General features: G+C 37.4%; 17 protein-coding genes and 1 pseudogene. 17 read left to right on the top strand and 1 reads right to left on the bottom strand.

Annotation, left to right across the window (positions count from 1 at the left end):
* The first annotated feature begins 337 nt into the window (after positions 1-337).
* The 5 genes and pseudogenes from GKP30_RS19645 (at position 338) to GKP30_RS19625 (ending at position 5,207) form a co-directional block, all read left to right on the top strand.
* Positions 338-1,405 carry a zinc-dependent alcohol dehydrogenase gene (locus GKP30_RS19645; RefSeq protein ID WP_236035229.1) on the top strand — a complete coding sequence of 356 codons (1,068 nt, stop codon included), beginning with the start codon at positions 338-340 and terminating at the stop codon, positions 1,403-1,405.
* A gap of 30 nt (positions 1,406-1,435) precedes the next feature.
* A pseudogene (locus tag GKP30_RS19640) lies at positions 1,436-1,783 on the top strand (SDR family NAD(P)-dependent oxidoreductase); the annotation flags it as partial.
* 107 nt (positions 1,784-1,890) lie between these two features.
* Complete coding sequence (locus GKP30_RS19635) at positions 1,891-2,895, top strand: thiamine pyrophosphate-dependent dehydrogenase E1 component subunit alpha (RefSeq protein ID WP_216831164.1); 1,005 nt, start codon at positions 1,891-1,893, stop codon at positions 2,893-2,895.
* 14 nt (positions 2,896-2,909) lie between these two features.
* Positions 2,910-3,884, top strand: a complete 975-nt coding sequence (locus GKP30_RS19630; RefSeq protein WP_216831163.1) for an alpha-ketoacid dehydrogenase subunit beta — start codon at positions 2,910-2,912, stop codon at positions 3,882-3,884.
* Between the two features lie 144 nt (positions 3,885-4,028).
* Positions 4,029-5,207 carry a dihydrolipoamide acetyltransferase family protein gene (locus GKP30_RS19625; RefSeq protein WP_216831162.1) on the top strand — a complete coding sequence of 393 codons (1,179 nt, stop codon included), beginning with the start codon at positions 4,029-4,031 and terminating at the stop codon, positions 5,205-5,207.
* Positions 5,208-5,446: 239 nt separating this feature from the next.
* On the opposite strand, the gene GKP30_RS19620 is transcribed toward GKP30_RS19625, so the two are convergent.
* A complete protein-coding gene (locus GKP30_RS19620) occupies positions 5,447-6,034 on the bottom strand; it encodes a TetR/AcrR family transcriptional regulator (protein WP_216831161.1) in 588 nt (195 codons plus the stop codon).
* Positions 6,035-6,486: 452 nt separating this feature from the next.
* On the opposite strand from GKP30_RS19620, the gene GKP30_RS19615 reads away from it, so the two are divergent.
* From GKP30_RS19615 to GKP30_RS19560, 12 genes are all read left to right on the top strand, one after another.
* Complete coding sequence (locus tag GKP30_RS19615; protein WP_216831160.1) at positions 6,487-7,638, top strand: type 2 periplasmic-binding domain-containing protein; 1,152 nt, start codon at positions 6,487-6,489, stop codon at positions 7,636-7,638.
* Between the two features lie 121 nt (positions 7,639-7,759).
* Entirely contained in the window at positions 7,760-9,064 is a 1,305-nt protein-coding gene (locus GKP30_RS19610) for a TRAP transporter large permease (protein ID WP_216831159.1), read from the top strand.
* A 30-nt stretch (positions 9,065-9,094) separates the two neighbouring features.
* Entirely contained in the window at positions 9,095-9,649 is a 555-nt protein-coding gene (locus GKP30_RS19605) for a TRAP transporter small permease (RefSeq protein WP_216831158.1), read from the top strand.
* A 103-nt stretch (positions 9,650-9,752) separates the two neighbouring features.
* The gene (fadH, locus tag GKP30_RS19600) at positions 9,753-10,523 is read left to right on the top strand and encodes a 2,4-dienoyl-CoA reductase (protein ID WP_216831157.1); all 771 of its coding nucleotides are present in this window, start codon (positions 9,753-9,755) and stop codon (positions 10,521-10,523) included.
* Positions 10,524-10,544: 21 nt separating this feature from the next.
* Positions 10,545-11,303: an SDR family NAD(P)-dependent oxidoreductase gene (locus GKP30_RS19595; RefSeq protein ID WP_216831156.1), complete on the top strand. Its 759-nt coding sequence runs from the start codon at positions 10,545-10,547 to the stop codon at positions 11,301-11,303.
* A gap of 196 nt (positions 11,304-11,499) precedes the next feature.
* Complete coding sequence (locus GKP30_RS19590; RefSeq protein WP_216831155.1) at positions 11,500-12,666, top strand: CaiB/BaiF CoA transferase family protein; 1,167 nt, start codon at positions 11,500-11,502, stop codon at positions 12,664-12,666.
* A gap of 68 nt (positions 12,667-12,734) precedes the next feature.
* Positions 12,735-13,943, top strand: coding sequence for an acyl-CoA dehydrogenase (locus GKP30_RS19585; protein ID WP_216831154.1), 1,209 nt, complete (start codon positions 12,735-12,737; stop codon positions 13,941-13,943).
* 117 nt (positions 13,944-14,060) lie between these two features.
* The gene (locus GKP30_RS19580) at positions 14,061-14,462 is read left to right on the top strand and encodes an acyl-CoA thioesterase (RefSeq protein ID WP_216831153.1); all 402 of its coding nucleotides are present in this window, start codon (positions 14,061-14,063) and stop codon (positions 14,460-14,462) included.
* Between the two features lie 11 nt (positions 14,463-14,473).
* On the top strand, positions 14,474-16,135 hold the full coding sequence (locus tag GKP30_RS19575) for a long-chain-fatty-acid--CoA ligase (protein ID WP_216831169.1): 1,662 nt from the start codon (positions 14,474-14,476) through the stop codon (positions 16,133-16,135).
* Positions 16,132-17,337 (top strand): acyl-CoA dehydrogenase family protein, encoded by a 1,206-nt coding sequence (locus tag GKP30_RS19570; RefSeq protein ID WP_236035228.1) that lies wholly within the window; start codon positions 16,132-16,134, stop codon positions 17,335-17,337. Before GKP30_RS19575 ends, GKP30_RS19570 begins: the two co-directional genes overlap by 4 nt.
* Positions 17,338-17,372: 35 nt before the next feature.
* Positions 17,373-18,158, top strand: coding sequence for an enoyl-CoA hydratase/isomerase family protein (locus tag GKP30_RS19565; RefSeq protein ID WP_216831152.1), 786 nt, complete (start codon positions 17,373-17,375; stop codon positions 18,156-18,158).
* Between the two features lie 112 nt (positions 18,159-18,270).
* Positions 18,271-19,260 (top strand): NADPH:quinone oxidoreductase family protein, encoded by a 990-nt coding sequence (locus GKP30_RS19560; RefSeq protein ID WP_328703187.1) that lies wholly within the window; start codon positions 18,271-18,273, stop codon positions 19,258-19,260.
* Positions 19,261-19,288: the final 28 nt, after the last annotated feature.

The following is a 19,288-nucleotide window of genomic DNA, read 5'->3' as shown; positions in this document are numbered from 1 at the left end:
CCTATTCAATATAGGGATCACCTTCTAGTTGCATAGTCTCTTTTTTTATAGTGTCCTTGACATGGGGACCAGTTTAAATTGCTGTCTTTTTTATTTTATCTTTATTTGATACTCCTTGTTATATTTTTAACAGCGTATAAACTGTATCGCAATTAATTTATTTCGTAATAATTTATTTTCCTATATGAAAAATTTTATCAGTCTATTAAGCTTTTTTTTACTTTATAAAAATACATTCATTAATTTAAATGTTCGTTCAATTTCTTATTAAAAAGTTAAATATTGAATATTGTATTAGTAAAAGTTATAATTTTATATAGGATAAGGAGGTGTTTCAATGAATAGTAGGATGAAGGCAGCAGTTTACTATGGTCCTAGAGACATTCGAGTGGAAACAGTTGAGATGCCCGTAATAGGGAAAAACGATATTTTACTAAAAGTAAGTGCTTGTGGCATATGTGGTTCTGATGTACATAGTTATGGGACAGGACTGTATATTCAAAAAGGGCAAATTATGGGTCATGAATTTTCTGGTGAAGTTGTCCAAGTTGGAAGTAATGTGAAAGACATTAAAGTCGGTGAAAGAGGAACAGGTTTTTATAGTGGGGTTTGTGGTACTTGTTTTTGGTGTAAAAGTAAGCAGTATACTCTCTGTCCTAATCTGTTCAAGGCTTCAACAGGCTATGGACTGCCAGGAGCATTTGCAGAATACGTCAAAATTTCTAATGCTATAAAGGGCATGAATTATTTTAGTGTTCCAGATGAAGTTGATGATATAACTGCAGCAACGATCGAACCTGTTTCTGTAGCGGTATACACTGTGGATCAATGTAAGCCTAAACAAGAAGATCAAGTAGTCGTTTTAGGTGCTGGTCTTATTGGAAATGCTGTTATGCAAGTAATGAAATCAGTTCCTGTTCATCAAGTCGTTGTCACTGAAGTTTTACCGTTGAGGTTAGAATATGCGAAAAAGGCTGGGGCAGATGTTGTTATTAATGCTCTCGAAGAAGATGTTTTAGAAAGAGTCAAAGATATTGTTGGAGTAGGTCCTTATCATTTCAATGAAGGTGCGATGGCTGACATTGTAGTTGATGCTGCTGGTGCTCCTTCTGCTGTAGAACAGTCATTTGAAATCGTAAGAAGCGGTGGTGTTATTGCATTTGTTGGTTTACCTGAAAAAAAAGCTGCGATTGACACGACCAAGATTGTCCATAAAGCGCCAAAAATTATTGGTTGCTTAGGTGGGGATATAAAAAAGGCCATTCAGTTGCTTAAGGAAAGAAAGGTTCAAACAAAAAATTTGGTGACACATACATTCCCAATTGAGCACGCAAAGGAAGCCTTTGAAACACAAATGAATGCAAAAGATGCTGTAAAGGTTATGATAGACTATCGCAAGATTTAATCAGTAGTCTAGTAGAGAAGGAGGAATAAAGGAAGTATTATCAATAACACTTCTTTAAATGGAATTCTAGGCGTCAAGGGAGCTTATGCTTATACTGCTGCTAAAGGTGGTGTAGTCGCACTAACTAGAGACCTGGCTGTACACAATGGAAAGTATAATGTGCGAGTTAATTGTATTTGTCCTGGTGCAATTGACACACCAATGATTGCCGATGGGCTGCAAAACAAAGAAGTCGCCAACAATTATACTGCAGGTCGACTTGGTAGAGTAGGACAGCCAGAAGAAGTTGCACATGCTGCTCTGTTCCTCGGTTCAGATGAAGCTTGCTATATTACAGGTCTTATTATGCCAGTCGATGGTGGGTGGAGTGTTCAATAGCAATGGTTAATGAAGTTCTTAGTCTAAATATGACTAAAGTTTTCCGAATAATCAGTATAAAATTTCGGAGTATTAATAGATCAAAAAATTTTAGGGAGTGATGCTGCGTGGCGCAAATCTATAAAAAAGATATTGAGCTTTCTAGTTACTCAAAGGAAACTCTACAAGATTTTTATCGGACAATGGTAAAAATAAGAAAGTTTGACGAACACCTGATTCGTTTAATGCAAGAAGGGAAGGTATCAGGGTTCTATCATTCAGGAATAGGTTCAGAAGGATTATCAGCTGGATCGATCCGAAACATTTTACGCGATGAAGATTATATATTTTATAACCATAGGGGCTGTAATCAAAAGATTGCAAAAGGAGTTCCGCTCTCTAAATTGTATGGTGACTTTTTAGGAACCGTTGAAGGAACAACAAGAGGATTGGGGGCTGGAATTGTTCACAGTGCAGATGTATCAAGAGGAGTGTTAGGCCAAGCGGGAACAATCGGTTCTCAATTTAATTTAGCAGTAGGAACGGCGTATTCTGCAAAAATACAAGGAACTGACCGAGTGACATTGTGTTACTTTGGCGATGGTGCAGCATCTAGAGAACCCTTACATGGGTCGCTGAACTGGGCAGGTTTATATAAGCTACCAATAGTTTATATTTGTGAAAATAATGAGTATGCGATTTCATGTCACCATACCGAAACCCATTCAGTAAGAGAACATATTGCTGATTGGGCAGATGGTTATGGTATTCCAAACTATGTCGTCGATGGAAATGATACTTTACTAGTTAATGAGGTTGTAAAAGAAGCTGTAGACAGAGCGAAACGCGGGGAAGGACCTACTTTTATCGAAGCAAAAACGTTTAGGCATCGTGGTCACTTTGAAGGAGACCCTTATGATTATGTTGCCCCAGAGGTACTAAAAGATTGGAAGGAAAACAAAGATCCAATTAAAAATTTTAAAAAGCAATTACTAGATGCGGAACTAATTTCTGTTAGCGAGTTTGCTGATATTGACCAATCAATAGAAGTAGAAATTTTAGAAGCGATAGAAGTTGCTGAAAAAGCACCACTGCCAGATCCAAACAGAATATATGAAGGGTTATTTTCATAAAAGGGGGTAACATGATGAGAAAAATTTCGATGCGTGAAGCTATTATTGAAGCACTAACTGAAGAAATGGAACGCGACCCAAAGACAGTTTTATTTGGTGAGGATGTCGGAAAATTTGGAGGTGTATTTGGAGCCACAAAAGGCTTGTATAAAAAATTTGGTGAGCGTGTATTTGATACGCCAATTGCTGAGTCGACTATAGTTGGAGCTGCGGTAGGTATGGCTTTAACAGGTCTTAGACCCATTCCTGAATTGCAGTTTGGAGACTTTGTAGGAATTGCTTTCGATGAAGTATACAATAAATTAGGAAAATGGCGTTGGATGCACGGAGGGACGATGGATATGCCAGTAACCCTTCGTTTACCAATTGGAATTGCTGGAGGATCTGGGCCAGAACATTCACAAAGTCCACAAGCACTGTTTATGCATGGGCCAGGGTTGCATATTGCGATTCCATCTACACCTTATGATGCGAAAGGGTTATTAAAAACAGCTATTCGTAATAATGATGCGGTGTTGTTTTTCGAACATAAAGTGCTTTATGACATGAAAGGTGAAGTTCCAGAAGAAGAGTATTTAATTCCGTTAGGGAAAGCGGATGTCAAGCGAGAGGGTACTGATGTAACGATCTTAGCAACAGCTTTACAGGTTCATACTGCTTTAAATGCAGCAAATGAGTTAGCTAATAACGGAGTCGAAGCAGAAGTTATTGATCTGAGAACATTAGCGCCGCTTGATAAAGAAACGATATTAAACTCTGTTAGAAAGACAGGAAGAGTAGTAATAGTTCATGAAGAAGCAAAAACAGGCGGTTCTGGAGCAGAAATTGCAGCTCAAATTTCTGAAGAAGCAATGTTTGATTTGCAAGCTCCTATAAAAAGAATCGGTAGTCCTGATGTGCCCATAGCTCAAAGTATTTATTTGGAGCAATTTTACCGCCCAAGCGAACAGCAAATCATCGAAAGTGTTCACGAATTAATGGACTACTAAAATAGACAAACAGCACATTTAATTTTCCGAAAATAAAAATAATTAAACTAGTAGTTTAAGAAAATTTACTTATTGGGCACTGTTAAAAGTGGCTGTTGTGAAAAAAAGTCTTTAACATTGCCCTTAATTTTAAGGAGTGAGTGTATGAAGGAAGTAATTATGCCGCGACTAGGAGTTACGATGCAATCTGGTACAATTGCTGCTTGGTTAATTGATGAAGGAGAAACGGTTGAAAAAGGTGAAATTTTATTTGAATTACAAACGGAAAAATCTTCTGTTGAAATTGAAGCGCAGGAAAGTGGAGTATTAAAGAAAATATTAGTTCCTGAAGATCAAGAAGTCTCCATTAATACAGTTATCGCTGTAATTGGTGATGAAAACGAAGATATTGATATATCAAAGTATAATAATGATGATCCATCGAATAGCGGAGAAGACCTTAATAAACAAACAGCCTCACCACCTTCAAGAACACAACCACAAATCTCTACGGAAGGTCAAAAACGAGCTGTACCGAAAGCAAGAAAGCTTGCGAAAGAACTAGGTATTGATATTGAAACAGTTACAGGAACGGGTAAGAATGGCTTAATTACTGAAAAAGATGTTCAAAATGCAGCAGCATTTCCTGCAAAAGGTGAAGAAGGAGAAGGTCCAAAAGTTAAAGAAACTATTTCTCTCAATTCCGTAAAAAAGAAAATGGCAGAAAATATGCTTGATAGTTGGAAAAGCATACCACAATTTACTCAAGTGGTAACTGTTAATATGGAAAACGTCTTAAAGCTAAAAAAAGAGCTAGATGGTGTTACAATTAATGATTTACTTATTAAAGCTGTGGGCAGTGCTGTAAGTGAATATCCGATTGTTAACAGTATATTGAATGAAAATGAAATTACCATTTATAAGGATGTTAATATTTCGGTTGCAATTAATAGTGAACAAGGGTTAGTTGTACCTGTTATTAAAAACGTAGAAAGTAAATCAATAAATGATATCTCTCATGAAGTCAAAGGCTTAAGTAAAAAAGCTCAATCCAATCAATTATCTCTAAATGATATTTCTGGAGGCACAATAACGATTTCGAATCTAGGTAGCTTAGGGATTGAAACAGGGACACCAATTATAAATAAGCCTCAATCTACGCTTATTTTTGCTGGCGCTATTATAAAGACTCCTATAGTAAATGATCAGGATGAAATAGTCATTGTACCAGTAATGAAGCTATCTATTACTTATGACCACCGCTTTATTGATGGTGTAACAGCCGCTCAGTTTACAAATACCCTTAAAAATACATTAGAGATGCTTTCGAGCGATCAACCTTAATATCTTGTCTGGGCTCAAATTTTTATGAGGTTTGATGATGGGTTCAATATTTATCAGAAGAATAATTAAAGGCACGATTTGGAACAGGTGATTTCCACCAGGAGGAAGTTACCTGTTCTAAAGTAGAAAAAGGACCAGGCGGTTTCCAAAAAGAAGGGGTTACCTTGTCCAAAGTTAGGTTTACACTATAAAAACGAGGCTGACTTCATACTTATAGCCGTCAGCCTCATTCGTTTATACTATTTTTTTACAATGCGTAATAGGTAGTCTGAAAATGCTTCGGAAATTTCATCTTGTGTTTTGCCACCTTCAGGAGAATACCATTCCAATATCCAGTTTAATGAGCCTAAGATCAGTAAACGTAATAGTTTTACGTCAACATTGTCAAATTCGCCAGTTTCAATTCCTTCATTAATAATTTTGTCGAAGTATTTTTCATAATCAGATCGTTGTTGTAAAATATCAGCTAAATATTCACCTGAAAATTTTTGTTCTGGCTTGTCCATTAAACTAAACATTGTTTTTTCAGTTGTTGCTAATTGTATGTGGGAAACAATTGCAGAACTTAATTTTTCAATGGCACTTTTATTACTATTAATAATTTCTTCGATTTTTTCATTGCTCTTATCGATCATCATTTTATGACATTGATAGTAAAGATCCTCTTTATTTTTAAAATAATAGTACATAGAACCTTTAGTCATTAATAGCTTTGTCGCAATATCTTCCATGGTAGCACCGTGATAGCCTTTTTCGCTTAAAACTTCAGCTGCTGACCTTAATATTTCCTCTTTCTTTTTCTCGATTTTTTTCTTTCTTAAAGACATAGATGAACCTCCTTTTCGCTCGACTACTTGGTAATAATTGTATACAAGTTGATAGAAAATAAACACTTTAATCCTTGTATTTACACTATATAAGGTAGACCTATAATATTCTATCATATCTAGTAATTACCATTATACAAAAATTTTTAGAATTATCACACCTTTTATTGAAAATAAATTCAAAAAATAAATAGTTGTAAAATAGACTGAAAATTGATATTATTGAATAAAATTAAACAAAAAGTCAAAAGTGGGTCGTTTATGAGTAGTAATAACGTTTAATTTTTAAACGAGATCAATTATTGGAGGTGAAGCCATATTAGTAATTAGCATTCTCTCAATACCGTAAGTTTAAGAGGTATAACAATCGTTCAGTCTTTATTATAGTTACCTAAGCATTTACATAAATAAATGTAAGGGCTTACAAAAAAGTTATTTTAGGAGGTATATGAATGAAGAAGTTTAAATTATCGATTTTTGCAAGTTTAGTAACAATTGCTGTTATGTTTACTGCTGCTTGTTCTAGCTCTTCTGAAACACAAAGCAATGATAGTAGTTCTAACGATAATTCTACAGAAAGTGAAGAAACGATTACATTGCGAGTGACTTCTGGTTTAAGTGCACAGCATGGTTGGTGGCAAGGGTTCTTCGTACCTTGGATGGAACAAGTGGAGGCAGAGACAAATGGAAGAGTTCAGTTCGAAACGTTTACTTCTGGTGAACTAGTCGAGGCTACACATGAATTAGATGGTATCCGTCAAGGTATCGCAGATATTGCTGCCCCATTATTGCCAATTTATGATCCGCAAAGATTTCCAATGGCTGAAATAACGATGTTGCCGTTGACTCACTCTGACACTTTAATTGCTTCGAGGGCATTTAAAAGATTAGTAGAAAGTGATGTTCCTATTCAAGATGGTAAAACATTTTATGAGATCGAATTTACTGATAAAGGATTGTTTGCTTTAGCCTTACCTACAACTCAAGAATATTCAATTTCGACAACAGGTCATGAGTTTAATGCAGTTAATGATGTTGTTGGGACAACATTAAGAACACCTTCACGTATTCACGAAATGTATGCAGAAAGCATCGGAGTAGGTACAGTAACGATGGCTGCAATTGAAATGTTTGATGCCATGAGTAGAGGTGCTTTTGAAGGTAGTTTTTATAGTATAGCTGACTGGACGGGTTATGGCTTCCAAGATTTATTTACTTACACTTTGCAAGGAGTTAATTTTGGTCACTTTAATTCATTTTTCGCAATGACAGAGGATAAGTGGAATAGCATCCCAGAAGATATTCAAGCGGTAATGTTGCAGGTGGCTGAAGATCAGTTTGAACCAGCTGCCCAAGAGTGGATCAATCGTTCGGATGAAATCAGAGCTTATTCACTGGAGAATGGTGGTAAGTTTGTAGATTTTGAAACCTTAGACCAAGAGGTACAAGAACATTTTGTTACAGGGATTGAGGATACTTGGTTCCAATATATCGATCTTGTCAATGAGAGAGGTGCAAACGGAACAGAGCTAGTGAAGCTTTGGAGAGACTTACTCATTGAAGAAGGTGGTTCAGTTCCTGAAGGAGTTATGGATATCGAATAGCTCTAACAAAGTAAGTCATAGGTCTACCGCTTCATAGAAGCGGTAGGCATTTTATCAATATCTACATGGAAATAAATTAGATAGATAGAATGCTTCCACTAGTATAGTAAGGGGTGAGATTGTGCCAGATTTTTTACTTATAATAATTGTTGGAACAGTATTTTTCTTATTATTATTGTCAGGTTTATATATCCATTCTGTCCTTCTAGCAGTTGGTATTATCGGACTCATTTTAGTTGAAGGAACTGCAATATTGCCAGGTTTCCTGCGTAATGATCCATTTATTCAGGCGGCTAGTTATACATTAACAACAATTCCTTTGTTTGTACTGATGGCACAGTTTATTTTGCAGGCTGGCATCGTTAGAGATATGTTTACGATCGTATATAACATATCTAGAGGAAAAACAGGTATGCTAGGTGCCTTAACAATTATTGTTGGCGGATTATTGGGAGCTGTTTCTGGATCGGGTACAGCAACTTCTGCCTCACTCGGTCAAGTTGCCGTACCAGAATTAAAGAAGCATGGGTTTAAGGATAGTTTAGCAGGTGCAGTTGCAGCAGCTGGTGGATCTTTATCTGGGATTATCCCCCCAAGTATTATCTTGATTTTATACGGGGTCATAACAGAAACACCGATCGGAGACCTATTTATCGGAGCCATAATTCCTGGTGTAATGATCATGTTTGTTTTTATAGGCTGTATGTTCTATTGGCTCAATAAAACAAAAAGCGAAGATGTAACTGGAGAAGTTATTAAGTATAAGCATATTGATACTTCGCGAATATTTATCGTTACATTTGTAGGTTTATTTATTGCAACGATTATATTTGGAGGCATATACGCTGGTTTTGTTACTCCAACGGAGGCAGGTGCAGTCGGTGCATTTGCAGCTTTTATCGCAGCTTTAATTTTAGGTAAAGTTAATAAAACATTCCTAATTAACTCTTTTAATGAAACGATTAAAGTAACTGGAATGGTTATTCTCATTTTAATCGGTGCAAAGATATTTAGTCGATTTGTATCTCTTTCGTTATTACCGAGAAAACTTGTGGAAATGATGGGTCCATTAATTGAATACCCAGCATTAGTGTTAATGATACTAACGGTTGTATTTTTTGTCCTTTTCATGTTTATCGAAGGTGCTGCGGTAATCTTAATGACCTTACCTGTGTTATTACCAATTATTCAAATGATGAATGTAGATGTGTTGTGGTTCGGGATTTTTGTTTCGGTCATTTGTACTTTAGGACTTATAACTCCTCCAGTTGGCCTAAGTGTCTATGCGGTTTCTAGTGTAAGTAAAATATCTGTAGAGAGTGTGTTCCGCTACACTACAGTATTTGCAGTCGTTGTAGCTGTTGTTGTCTGTGGATTATTAATTATTTTCCCAGCCCTTGCTACATGGCTACCAAGTACGATGTAAGATGACTAGAAAACTTAGGAGGTGTTATGTATGCCAGCAATATTGAAAAAGAGTTATGTGATCTATAGTCGAATTAAATTTATCGGATTGATCATAAGTGGTATTTGCTTGTTTTTAATGATGGTTTTTATTGTTGCAGATGTGCTTAGTAGGAATATACTTTCAAAGTCGATTCCAGGAAACTATGAAATTGTTAGGTACTATTTTATGCCGCTTGCACTATTTCCTGGAGTTGCTTACGCATATGGAACAGGGATATTTCCACGAATTACAATGATCGTCTCAAAGTTAAGTAAAAAAATTCAAAAACTGATTGTAATCCTGCTATTGTTTGTTGAATTAGTCTTGTTCTCTTTAGTATTCTACTTCGGGCTGCAGTACGGACTTAGCGGGGTAGAGGAAGGGTTAGCCTTTCCTGCTGGTGGAAAGATGTATCCTCTATATCCTTTCATATTTTTAGTCCCGATAGGATTTGGGATGTTAATCATAGAGATTATCTTCCTTATTATTAGAAACTTAACGAGTCCAGAACCTTCATTAACAGTTACTGGGGAAGTAGAAGAAGAAGTCATTCCGAAGCAATAACTAGCATAAATAAATGATAGCGTTTACAAAAGTATCGTACATCAAAATGATATAAAACGAGATTTAAAACAACAATTAACTTAACGAGGGGAATGTGGTTATCATGAAAGGAAATGTAGTCATTGTCACTGGTGGAGGAAGTGGGATTGGTAAAGGTATGGCTAAAAAATTTGCCGAAGAAGGTGCGAATGTCGTTATTACTGGAAGAACATTAGAAAAATTGGAGGAAGCGAAAAGAGAAATTGAAACATTTGATAACCAAGTACTGTGCTTGCAAATGGACGTAAGAGATCCAGAAGCAGTTAAGAAAATGGTTGAGGATACGAAGCAGGCATTTGGTAAAATTGATCACCTTGTAAATAATGCTGCAGGAAACTTCATTTGTGATTCAGAGGATTTATCTTTAAACGGATGGCATGCAGTCGTTGATATCGTATTAAATGGAACGTGGTATTGTACTCAAACAGTAGGTAAAGAGTGGATTGAGAACGGTCACAAAGGTTCAGTTTTAAATATATCAACGACATATGCATGGATGGCGAGTCCAGGTACTGTTCATTCAGCTGCGGCTAAAGCTGGAGTTTTAGCGATGACTCGAACTTTAGCGGTTGAATGGGGCAAGAAATACGGAATACGCTTAAATGCCATTGCACCTGGACCAATTGCAGAAACGGGTGCAGTTGAAAAATTATGGCCTACTGAAAAGCAGGCTGAAAAAGTATTAAATAGCATTCCATCAAAACGTCTAGGAACAACGGAGGAAGTTGCAAATTTAGCACACTTTTTACTATCACCAGCAGCACAGTACATTAATGGAGAATGTATTACAATCGACGGTGCTCAGTGGTTAAATAACAGTAGCTTTGAAATATAAAATTAGAAATGGGAGTGAGCTATGTTGAGATTACAAGATAAAGTAGCAGTTATTACTGGTGGTGCATCAGGAATCGGCCGGGCAACAGCAAAAGAATTTATCCGTGAGGGAGCAAAAGTTGTAGTAGCAGACATTAATATAGAAGGAGCCCAACAAACGGTTTCTGAACTAGCTGAACTTGGCGGCACTTCTATAGCCGTTCGAGTAGATTGCGCATCCTATGACAGTGTTGAAGCTCTTGTGCACCAAACGATCGATCAGTTTGGAAAAATTGATGTTATGTTTAATAACGCTGGGGTGGAAAATCAACCAAGTAATGTATTAGAGATGTCTATAGAAGAGTATGAACGAACAGTGGCTATTAATCAACACGGTGTATTTTACGGTATTAAGGCTGCAGGAAATGCGATGAAAGATACAGGGGGCGTGATTATAAATACGGCGTCTGTTTATGGTTTCATTGCCGATCGTAAACAATTCCCATACCATGCAAGTAAAGGTGCAGTTGTAATGATGACAAAGGCAGCAGCGCTTGACTTAGCAAAATACAATATACGAGTTACCGCAATTGCTCCAGGTTTAATTGATACGAATATCGTTTCAGAGTGGAAGGAAAACACTGAAGTTTGGGGGCAAATTGAAAAAGGACAAATGAGAAGAAGGGCAGGGAAAGCAGAAGAAGTAGCAAAGGTTGTTGCTTTTCTAGCAAGTGATGATGCGTCTTTCGTGAATGCTCATGTTACATTTGTAGATGATGGAGCTGCAGCTTTTAAGCGTTAAACAATGACTAAAATTTATACAAGATTAGTAATGATCAAAATTTAAATATAAATTCAAAAAGTAAACACTTGTAAAAAATACAGACTATTGTTATTATTAAGAAAAAGTTACTTGAAAGCACTTACATAAACGGAGGATTATGTAAGAGATTAAAAGATTACACGTTTGTTAAAAATACTAGAAAAGAGGTGTTCATTTGCCACTACCATTAGAAAATATTCGTGTACTAGATTTAAGTCGGTTACTGCCAGGGCCATTTTGTACATTAACTCTTGCAGACTTTGGAGCAGATGTAATTAAAATTGAAGATCCTAAAGTTGGCGACTATGCACGCTGGAATCAGCCGCAGGTTGATGGTCATAGTCATATGTTTCTTTCACTAAACCGTAATAAAAGAAGTGTAGCCTTAGACCTCAAAACAGAAACAGGGGCAAAACTATTTAAACGAATGGTAGAAACAGCGGATATATTAGTAGAATCGTTTCGTCCAGGTGTTATGGAGAGATTAGGCTTAGACTACGAAACGTTAAGAGAGATTAACCCTAAATTAATTTACTGTGCGATTACAGGCTATGGTCAAGATGGTCCTTATTCACAATATCCAGGTCATGATATAAATTATTTAAGCTTTGCTGGTTTGTTAGGCCAACAAGGTGAGCAAAAAGGAAAGCCAGTTTCATCATCTGTCCAGATTGCTGACATTGGTGGTGGTGCACAAATGGCTATCAACGGTATTTTGTTGGCGCTCCTTGAAAGAAATAAATCGGGTAAAGGGCAATTTGTAGACATTTCGATGTTAGATGGATCGATTTCTTGGCTGCAAACACTGTTACCAGACTATATAGCAACAAAGAGTCTTCCTGGAAGAGGGCAATCGGTTTTAAATGGCGGGCTTGCATGTTATGAAGTATATGAGACGAAAGACCAGCGTTTTATATCTGTGGGTGCATTAGAGCCAAAGTTTTGGGTTGAATTTTGTAAGACGATTGGCAGAGATGATTTAATACCGCAACTTGAGGCTCCAATGGAACAACAGACTAAAATGAAGGCAGAAATTCAAGCTGTCATACAGCAAAAAACGTTGGCAGAGTGGACAGATTTGTTTGATGGAGTAGATGCTTGTGTTGCACCTTTGTTAAATTTTGATGAAGTTATTGAAAATCCACAAGTGGTCCATCGTCAACTCATTAAGGAAATCTACGATCCGAATTTAGGGAAAATACAACAAATTGGAGTGCCTATTAAACTTTCAGAAACTCCTGGTGAAATCCGTTTCCAAGCCCCTAAACTAGGTGAACATAACAATGAGATTTTGGCTGAGCTAGGTTACTCTAGTGATGAAATCAAAGAATTAAATATTTAAAAGTTTAATAGATATAGTAATGGCAATATTTCGATTTATATTTTTATACAAATTTTAGGAGGGGTATCATGCAATTTGAATATTCAAAAGAGAGTCTAGAGTTACAAGAAAGATTAACAAACTTTATGGAAGAGTACGTGTATCCAAATGAAGCATTGTATGAAGAACAATTAAACCAAGCGGCATCAAGATGGGAGATTCCACCGATCGTAGAAGAGTTAAAACAAAAGGCAAAAAATGCGGGGCTATGGAATTTATTCCTACCAGCTCATGAGGTGGAAAATGGTTTAACAAATGTAGAATATGCTCCGCTTGCAGAAATTATGGGACGTTCATTAATTGGCCCAGAAATTTTTAACTGTAATGCTCCTGATACAGGAAATATGGAAGTATTAATTCGTTACGGTACGGAAGAACAAAAGAAACAGTGGCTTGAACCGCTTTTAGCAGGTGAAATTAGATCATGCTTTGCGATGACAGAGCCTGCTGTCGCATCATCAGACGCAACGAACATTCAAGGTAGTATTGTAAGAGATGGCGATCATTATGTTATTAACGCTAGAAAATGGTGGACATCGGGCGCTGGAGATCCAAGGTGTAAAATTGCAATTTTTATGGGAAAAACCGACCCAAATGGACCGAGGCATGAACAACAGTCTATGGTTCTAGTACCAATGGATACACCAGGTGTTACAGTCGTTCGTCCGTTAAATGTGTTTGGTTATGATCACGCTCCTCATGGTCACTGTGAGGTAGAGTTTAAAGATGTCAGAGTACCTGTAGAGAATATTCTATTAGGGGAAGGAAAAGGATTCGCAATTGCTCAAGGTCGTCTTGGACCAGGTCGTATCCATCATTGTATGAGAGCGATTGGTGCTGCAGAGCGTGCTTTAGAGCTACTATGCCGTAGAACTCGTGAAAGAGTAACGTTTGGAAAAGCGCTAGCTGAACAAGGTGTAATCAGAGAGTGGATTGCCGAATCTCGTTTAGAAATTGATCAAGCTCGTTTATTAACACTAAATGCTGCTTATAAAATGGATAAGTACGGAAACAAAGAAGCGAGAAAGGAAATTGCAATGATTAAAGTAGCAGCTCCTAAAGCTTGCTTAAACGTAATTGACCGTGCGATACAAGCACACGGCGGCGGTGGAGTTTCGGATGATTTCCCTCTTGCTGCTCATTGGGCTAACGCACGTACTCTTCGTCTTGTTGATGGTCCAGATGAAGTTCACCGCCGAGATATTGGCCGTCTAGAATTAAAAGGGTACGATCAGTAATTACTGTAAGTAAAGCAACCTCAATTGTCAGGGTGGATTGTCCCCCCTGACATCCTTCTATGTTAGATTAAAATAAATGTTCCTTATAATGAAAATGCATGAAGAAGGAGATTATGGATGAAACATCTTACCGATATACATGTCCGTTTTAGTGAAACAGATGCTTTAGGTCATGTGAGTAATATTAGTTATTTTATCTATTTTGAACAGGCACGAATTGAACTCATACAAAAAGTACATGAAGTCGATATTAGCCAATGGTCTTTTATTTTAGCTTCTACTGGATGTAATTTCGTTAATCAAGCTTATTTCGGAAAAGAGTTATATATTGAAACCTATTTTACAAAAATCGGTAACAAAAGTATTCAGATGGAGCAAAAACTTTATGAAACGAAAACGAACCAACTAATTGCCGATAGTCAATCTGTGCTTGTGTACTTTAATTTTGACAAACAAGAAAGTGAGACGATACCTGACTTTATCCGTGACCAACTATATCAATTTTATTTATCGGGGTGACGTCTATGGGAATGGTTAAAAATCATTATGAATTTTGGCCGAAAAGAATATCTAAATCATTAACAATTCCAGAAACTAGTATAGTCGATAATTTAGAAGTTTCAGCAAAAAGGTATCCAAATAAGGCAGCGGTATATTTCTACGGTAACGTATTAACGTATAAAGATTTGCTCGAAGAAGTGAAGAAAAAAGCTAGTTTCTTAGAGAAGGAATTTAATGTTAGTCGTGGTGATCGTGTACTACTTTATATGCAAAATTGTCCTCAATTCATCATTTCTTATTATGCCATCTTAAGTATTAATGCAATAGTTGTTCCTATTAACCCAATGAATAAAACGGAAGAACTTGCTTATTTTATCACAGACAGCCAAGCAAGCGTTGCTTTTCTAGATGAGTCATTATTCGATCAAATACAGCCTTTAATAAATACAACCTCTTTAACACAAGTCATTCTATCTAATTATTCTTCATATGCAGGTGAAGATTTTCCAGAGATTAAAAACAGTAAAGTTTCATCTAAGATAGATTATCTGAATGTTCATTACTGGAAAAATGCAAATACTGTTTCGAATAATGTAGGTGCTTACAGTGGTGGAGGGACGGAAGCATTAATTATATATACTTCTGGAACGACAGGAGACCCTAAAGGCTGTATTCATTCTCATAAAAATGTTCAAGCCAATATTTCGGGAACAACGATATGGGGAAGTTATAGCCCGCAAACAGTTGCCTTAACGACATTGCCTCTATTTCATGTGACAGGGATGCAACATTCGATGAATTCGACGATACAAGCAGGTGGAACCATCGTACTCATGATGAGGTGGGACCGTGATATGGCTGGGAGCCTTATTCACGAATTGGGTTGTACTCATTGGGTTAATATTAGCACGATGATGATTGATTTTCTCTCGAATCCTAATTTACCACAATATGATATTTCCTCTCTGCAAGTTGTTGGTGGTGGAGGTGCACCTTTACCAAAGGCGATTGGAGAAAAACTATATGAACTTACCGGTATTCTTTATGCCGAAGGATATGGTTCGACAGAGACGATGTCACAAACTCATTTTAATCCACTTGATCGTCCGAAATTACAATGTCTAGGAATCCCCTTCTTTGATGTTGATGCAAGAGTAATAGATAGCGATACTCGTAAACCATTAGGTGCTGGTGAAAAAGGTGAGATTATTGTCAACAGTCCTCAATTATTTAATGGCTACTGGAGGAAGGATGAAGCTACAAAGAGTTCTTTTATTGAAATGGACGGTAAAACTTTTTTTCTTACAGGTGATATTGGTTATTTTGATGAAGAAGGATACTTTTTCCTCGTTGATCGCAAAAAAAGAATGATTAATGCTTCGGGCTTTAAAGTGTGGCCTGTAGAAGTAGAGACGATGATGTATAAGCATCCAGCTATTCACTCCGTATGCGTGATTGCAGCACCAGACCTAAGAAGAGGAGAAACAGTTAAGGCACTTATCGTATTAAATGATGGTTATTCAAATGTTACGGAAGATGAGATCATTGAGTGGTGTAAGGATCGAATGTCGAACTATAAATATCCTAGAAAAATAGAATTTGTTAGTGAACTACCTATTTCCGCATCAGGTAAGGTACTTTGGAGAAAGCTTCAAGAAAAAGAATTTTCAGTGAGGGGGAGAGGTATATGAGTCAGTTTGAAAGCTTTGAAATGAGTGACATGGTCCTTGAACTACGTCAAAAAGTGAGAACTTTTATTGATGAAAAGGTTATTCCAGTGGAAATGATTGTTGAGGAAGGTGGACCAGAAGGAGAACGAGCTTTAAAAGAACTACAAGATCAAGCAAAACGAGAGGGAATCTGGGCGTTAGGATTACCAAAAGATATTGGTGGTGGCGGATTAAAATTTATGGATTATGTCTACATAAATGAAATTGTAGGCCGTTCAGAAGCTGCCATGTTTGCCCTTGGTACTCATACCGCTCAAGATTCTACAATGCTTAACATGTTTGGTACGCAAGAACAGAAGGATAAATGGTTGTATCCAATGGTTAGAGGTGAGATTTACCCTTCAGTTGGATTAACTGAACCAGAGGTGGCAGGGTCAGATCCAACACTTATCCAATCAACAGCACATTTAGATGGTGATGAATGGGTGATAAATGCTCATAAATGGTTTACCACAGGTGCGAATAAAGCTGCGTTTACAACGATGTTTTGTGTAACTGAACCAGAGGGAGATCGTCACAAGAGAGCTTCAATGATTATTGTCCCAACAGATTCCCCAGGTTATGAAGTCGTAAGAGTTGTTCCAACAATGGGGCATCGCTCTGGAAACCATTGTGAGATAAGGTTAACAAATGTCCGAGTACCAAAGGAAAATTTACTTGGTGAGCGTGGTCATGGTTTTGTTATTGCGCAAAAACGATTAGGACCAGGAAGAATCTATCATAGCATGCGATGGCTTGGTCAAGCCCAACGAGCATTTGACCTTATGTGTGAGCGTTCCTTAAATCGATTTGCTCACGGTTCATTACTGTCAGATAAACAAATGATTCAGAAATTCATCGCTGACTCTGCAACTGAAATCCAATCTGCACGTTTACTTACTTTTGAAGCAGCTAAAAAAATTGACCGCGGTGAAGATGCACGTGTGGATATTGCGATGATTAAAGTGTACGGTGCAAAAGTTCTTCATGATGTCATTGATAGAGCCATACAAGTACACGGAGCGCTGGGTGTAACAGCAGATACACCACTGGAAAAGATGTACCGGGACGCAAGGTATGCCCGTATTTATGATGGTCCAGATGAGGTTCATACAGCGTCGATTGCTAGACGAATCTTGAAGCAATATAAACAAGGTGAAAGCTGGGATCCAGCAAACTTTTAATAGAATAGCTATGACATAATTAGGAGGTATGAATGATGAGTGAACCAGCAGTAATTTTTGAAGTTGAAAACGGGGTAGCAACGATCACATTAAACGAACCAAAGCAAATGAACGCTCTTTCAGAAGGTATCATTGAAGGCTTAAAAACTTCTTTAGCTAGAATAAAAGAAGACCCTGACATCAGAGCGGTTATACTAACGGGTAGTGGCAGAGCGTTTTGTGCAGGCGGTGATATCAAAGGGTTTCCTGGGAACGGTAGCAATGCAGCAATTTCAAGAGAGTATATGAAATTTGGACTTCCCTTTATGGTTGATTTAGCACAGCTAGAAAAACCAGTGATAGCAGCAGTTCATGGATATGCTGTTGGGGCGGGCTTTAGTATTGCGATTGCTAGTGACATTATTATAGCTTCAGAGAATTCAACGTTTGCGATGTCGTTTAATAAAGTTGGGTTAGTGCCTGACCTTGGAGGCTTATACCACTTACCAAGAATTGTTGGCATGGCTAGGGCAAAAGAGCTAGCACTAACAGGTAGATCGATTACACCTTATGAAGCAAAGGAGTATGGCCTTGTTCTTGACGTTGTTCCACATGAAGAGCTTTTAGATAAGGCTAAGGAGTTAGCCACAAAGTTAGCAGAGGGTGCAACTCAAGCGCTTGGTTTGACTAAGCACATTTTAAATAGAAGTTATGAATTGTCGTTAGAGCAAGTTCTAAGAGAAGAAGCGATGGCACAGGCGATTGCGTTTTCGACTAATGACCATAAAGAAGGCGTTAAATCTTTTTTTGAAAAAAGAAAACCAAGCTTTGCTGGTAATTAAACAATTATCAAGGAGCACGGAATAGTTGAAAGTGAGTTACTTACCTCAATTAGCTAAAAAGAAGAGTAAAACATCCATTTGCAGATGTTAAATTCAGAATATTAAGAAGGATGTGAGTATATTGAGAAGCTGGTTAATCAAAGAGCACGGGGAGCCTAGTGATGTTTTACGCTTAGAAGAAGTACCGAAGCCGACTATAGAACGAAATCAAGCCTTAATAGAGGTAGAGGCTGTGGCATTAAACTTTTTTGATATTTTATTATGCCAAGGAAAGTATCAAGAAAAGCCACCGTTTCCTTTTACAATCGGTGCTGAACTATCTGGAAAAATAGTAGCAGTTAATGAGGGAAGTAAATATAAAGTAGGTCAACGTGTGATTGCTTTGCCGAAGCTACCATCAGGTGGTCTAGCCGAGTATGTGGCTGTCGATGAGAGATCGATCTATCCCATTCCGAAGTCAATGTCCTCGGATGAGGCAGCGGCGATGTTCGTTACTTATCATACTTCTTATTACGCTCTTCATCAACGTGCGAATATCCAACCAGGAGAAGTGTTACTAGTTCATGCAGGGGCAGGTGGAGTTGGTTCAGCAGCTATTCAATTAGGGAAAGCTGCAGGTGCATATGTAATTGCAACTGCAGGTGGAACGGAAAAGACAAAGGTTTGTAGGAGTTTAGGAGCCGATGTTGTTATTGATTACCTAACGGAAGATTTTGTTCAAGTCGTTAAAGAAAAGACAGATGGAAAAGGGGCTGACGTCATCTATGACCCTGTAGGTGGGGAGATTTTTGAGCGATCAAGAAAGTGCATTGCCTTTGACGGAAGAATTTTAGTGATTGGCTTTGCTGGAGGAAATATACCGAGTGCACCAATTAATCACATACTTGTAAAAAATTACTCTGTTGTAGGTGTTCACTGGGGGCTTTTCTCAAAATTAAAGCCGCAAGAAGTGAGACAAGAACATAAAGAATTAATGAAACTGTATGAAGAAGGTAAAATTAATCCATTAATATACCGTGAGTTTGGGTTTGAAGAAGTGACCAATGCTTTGAATTTACTAGCTGATCGAAAAACATGGGGTAAATTGGTAGTTAAAGTATAACCATTTTTATAAAGGAAAGGCAGAATAC

It is taken from the genome of Alkalihalobacterium elongatum (assembly GCF_019024285.1).
Classification (GTDB): Bacteria; Bacillota; Bacilli; order Bacillales; family Bacillaceae_F; genus Alkalihalobacterium; species Alkalihalobacterium elongatum.
This window is presented reverse-complemented; position numbering and strand designations above follow the sequence as displayed.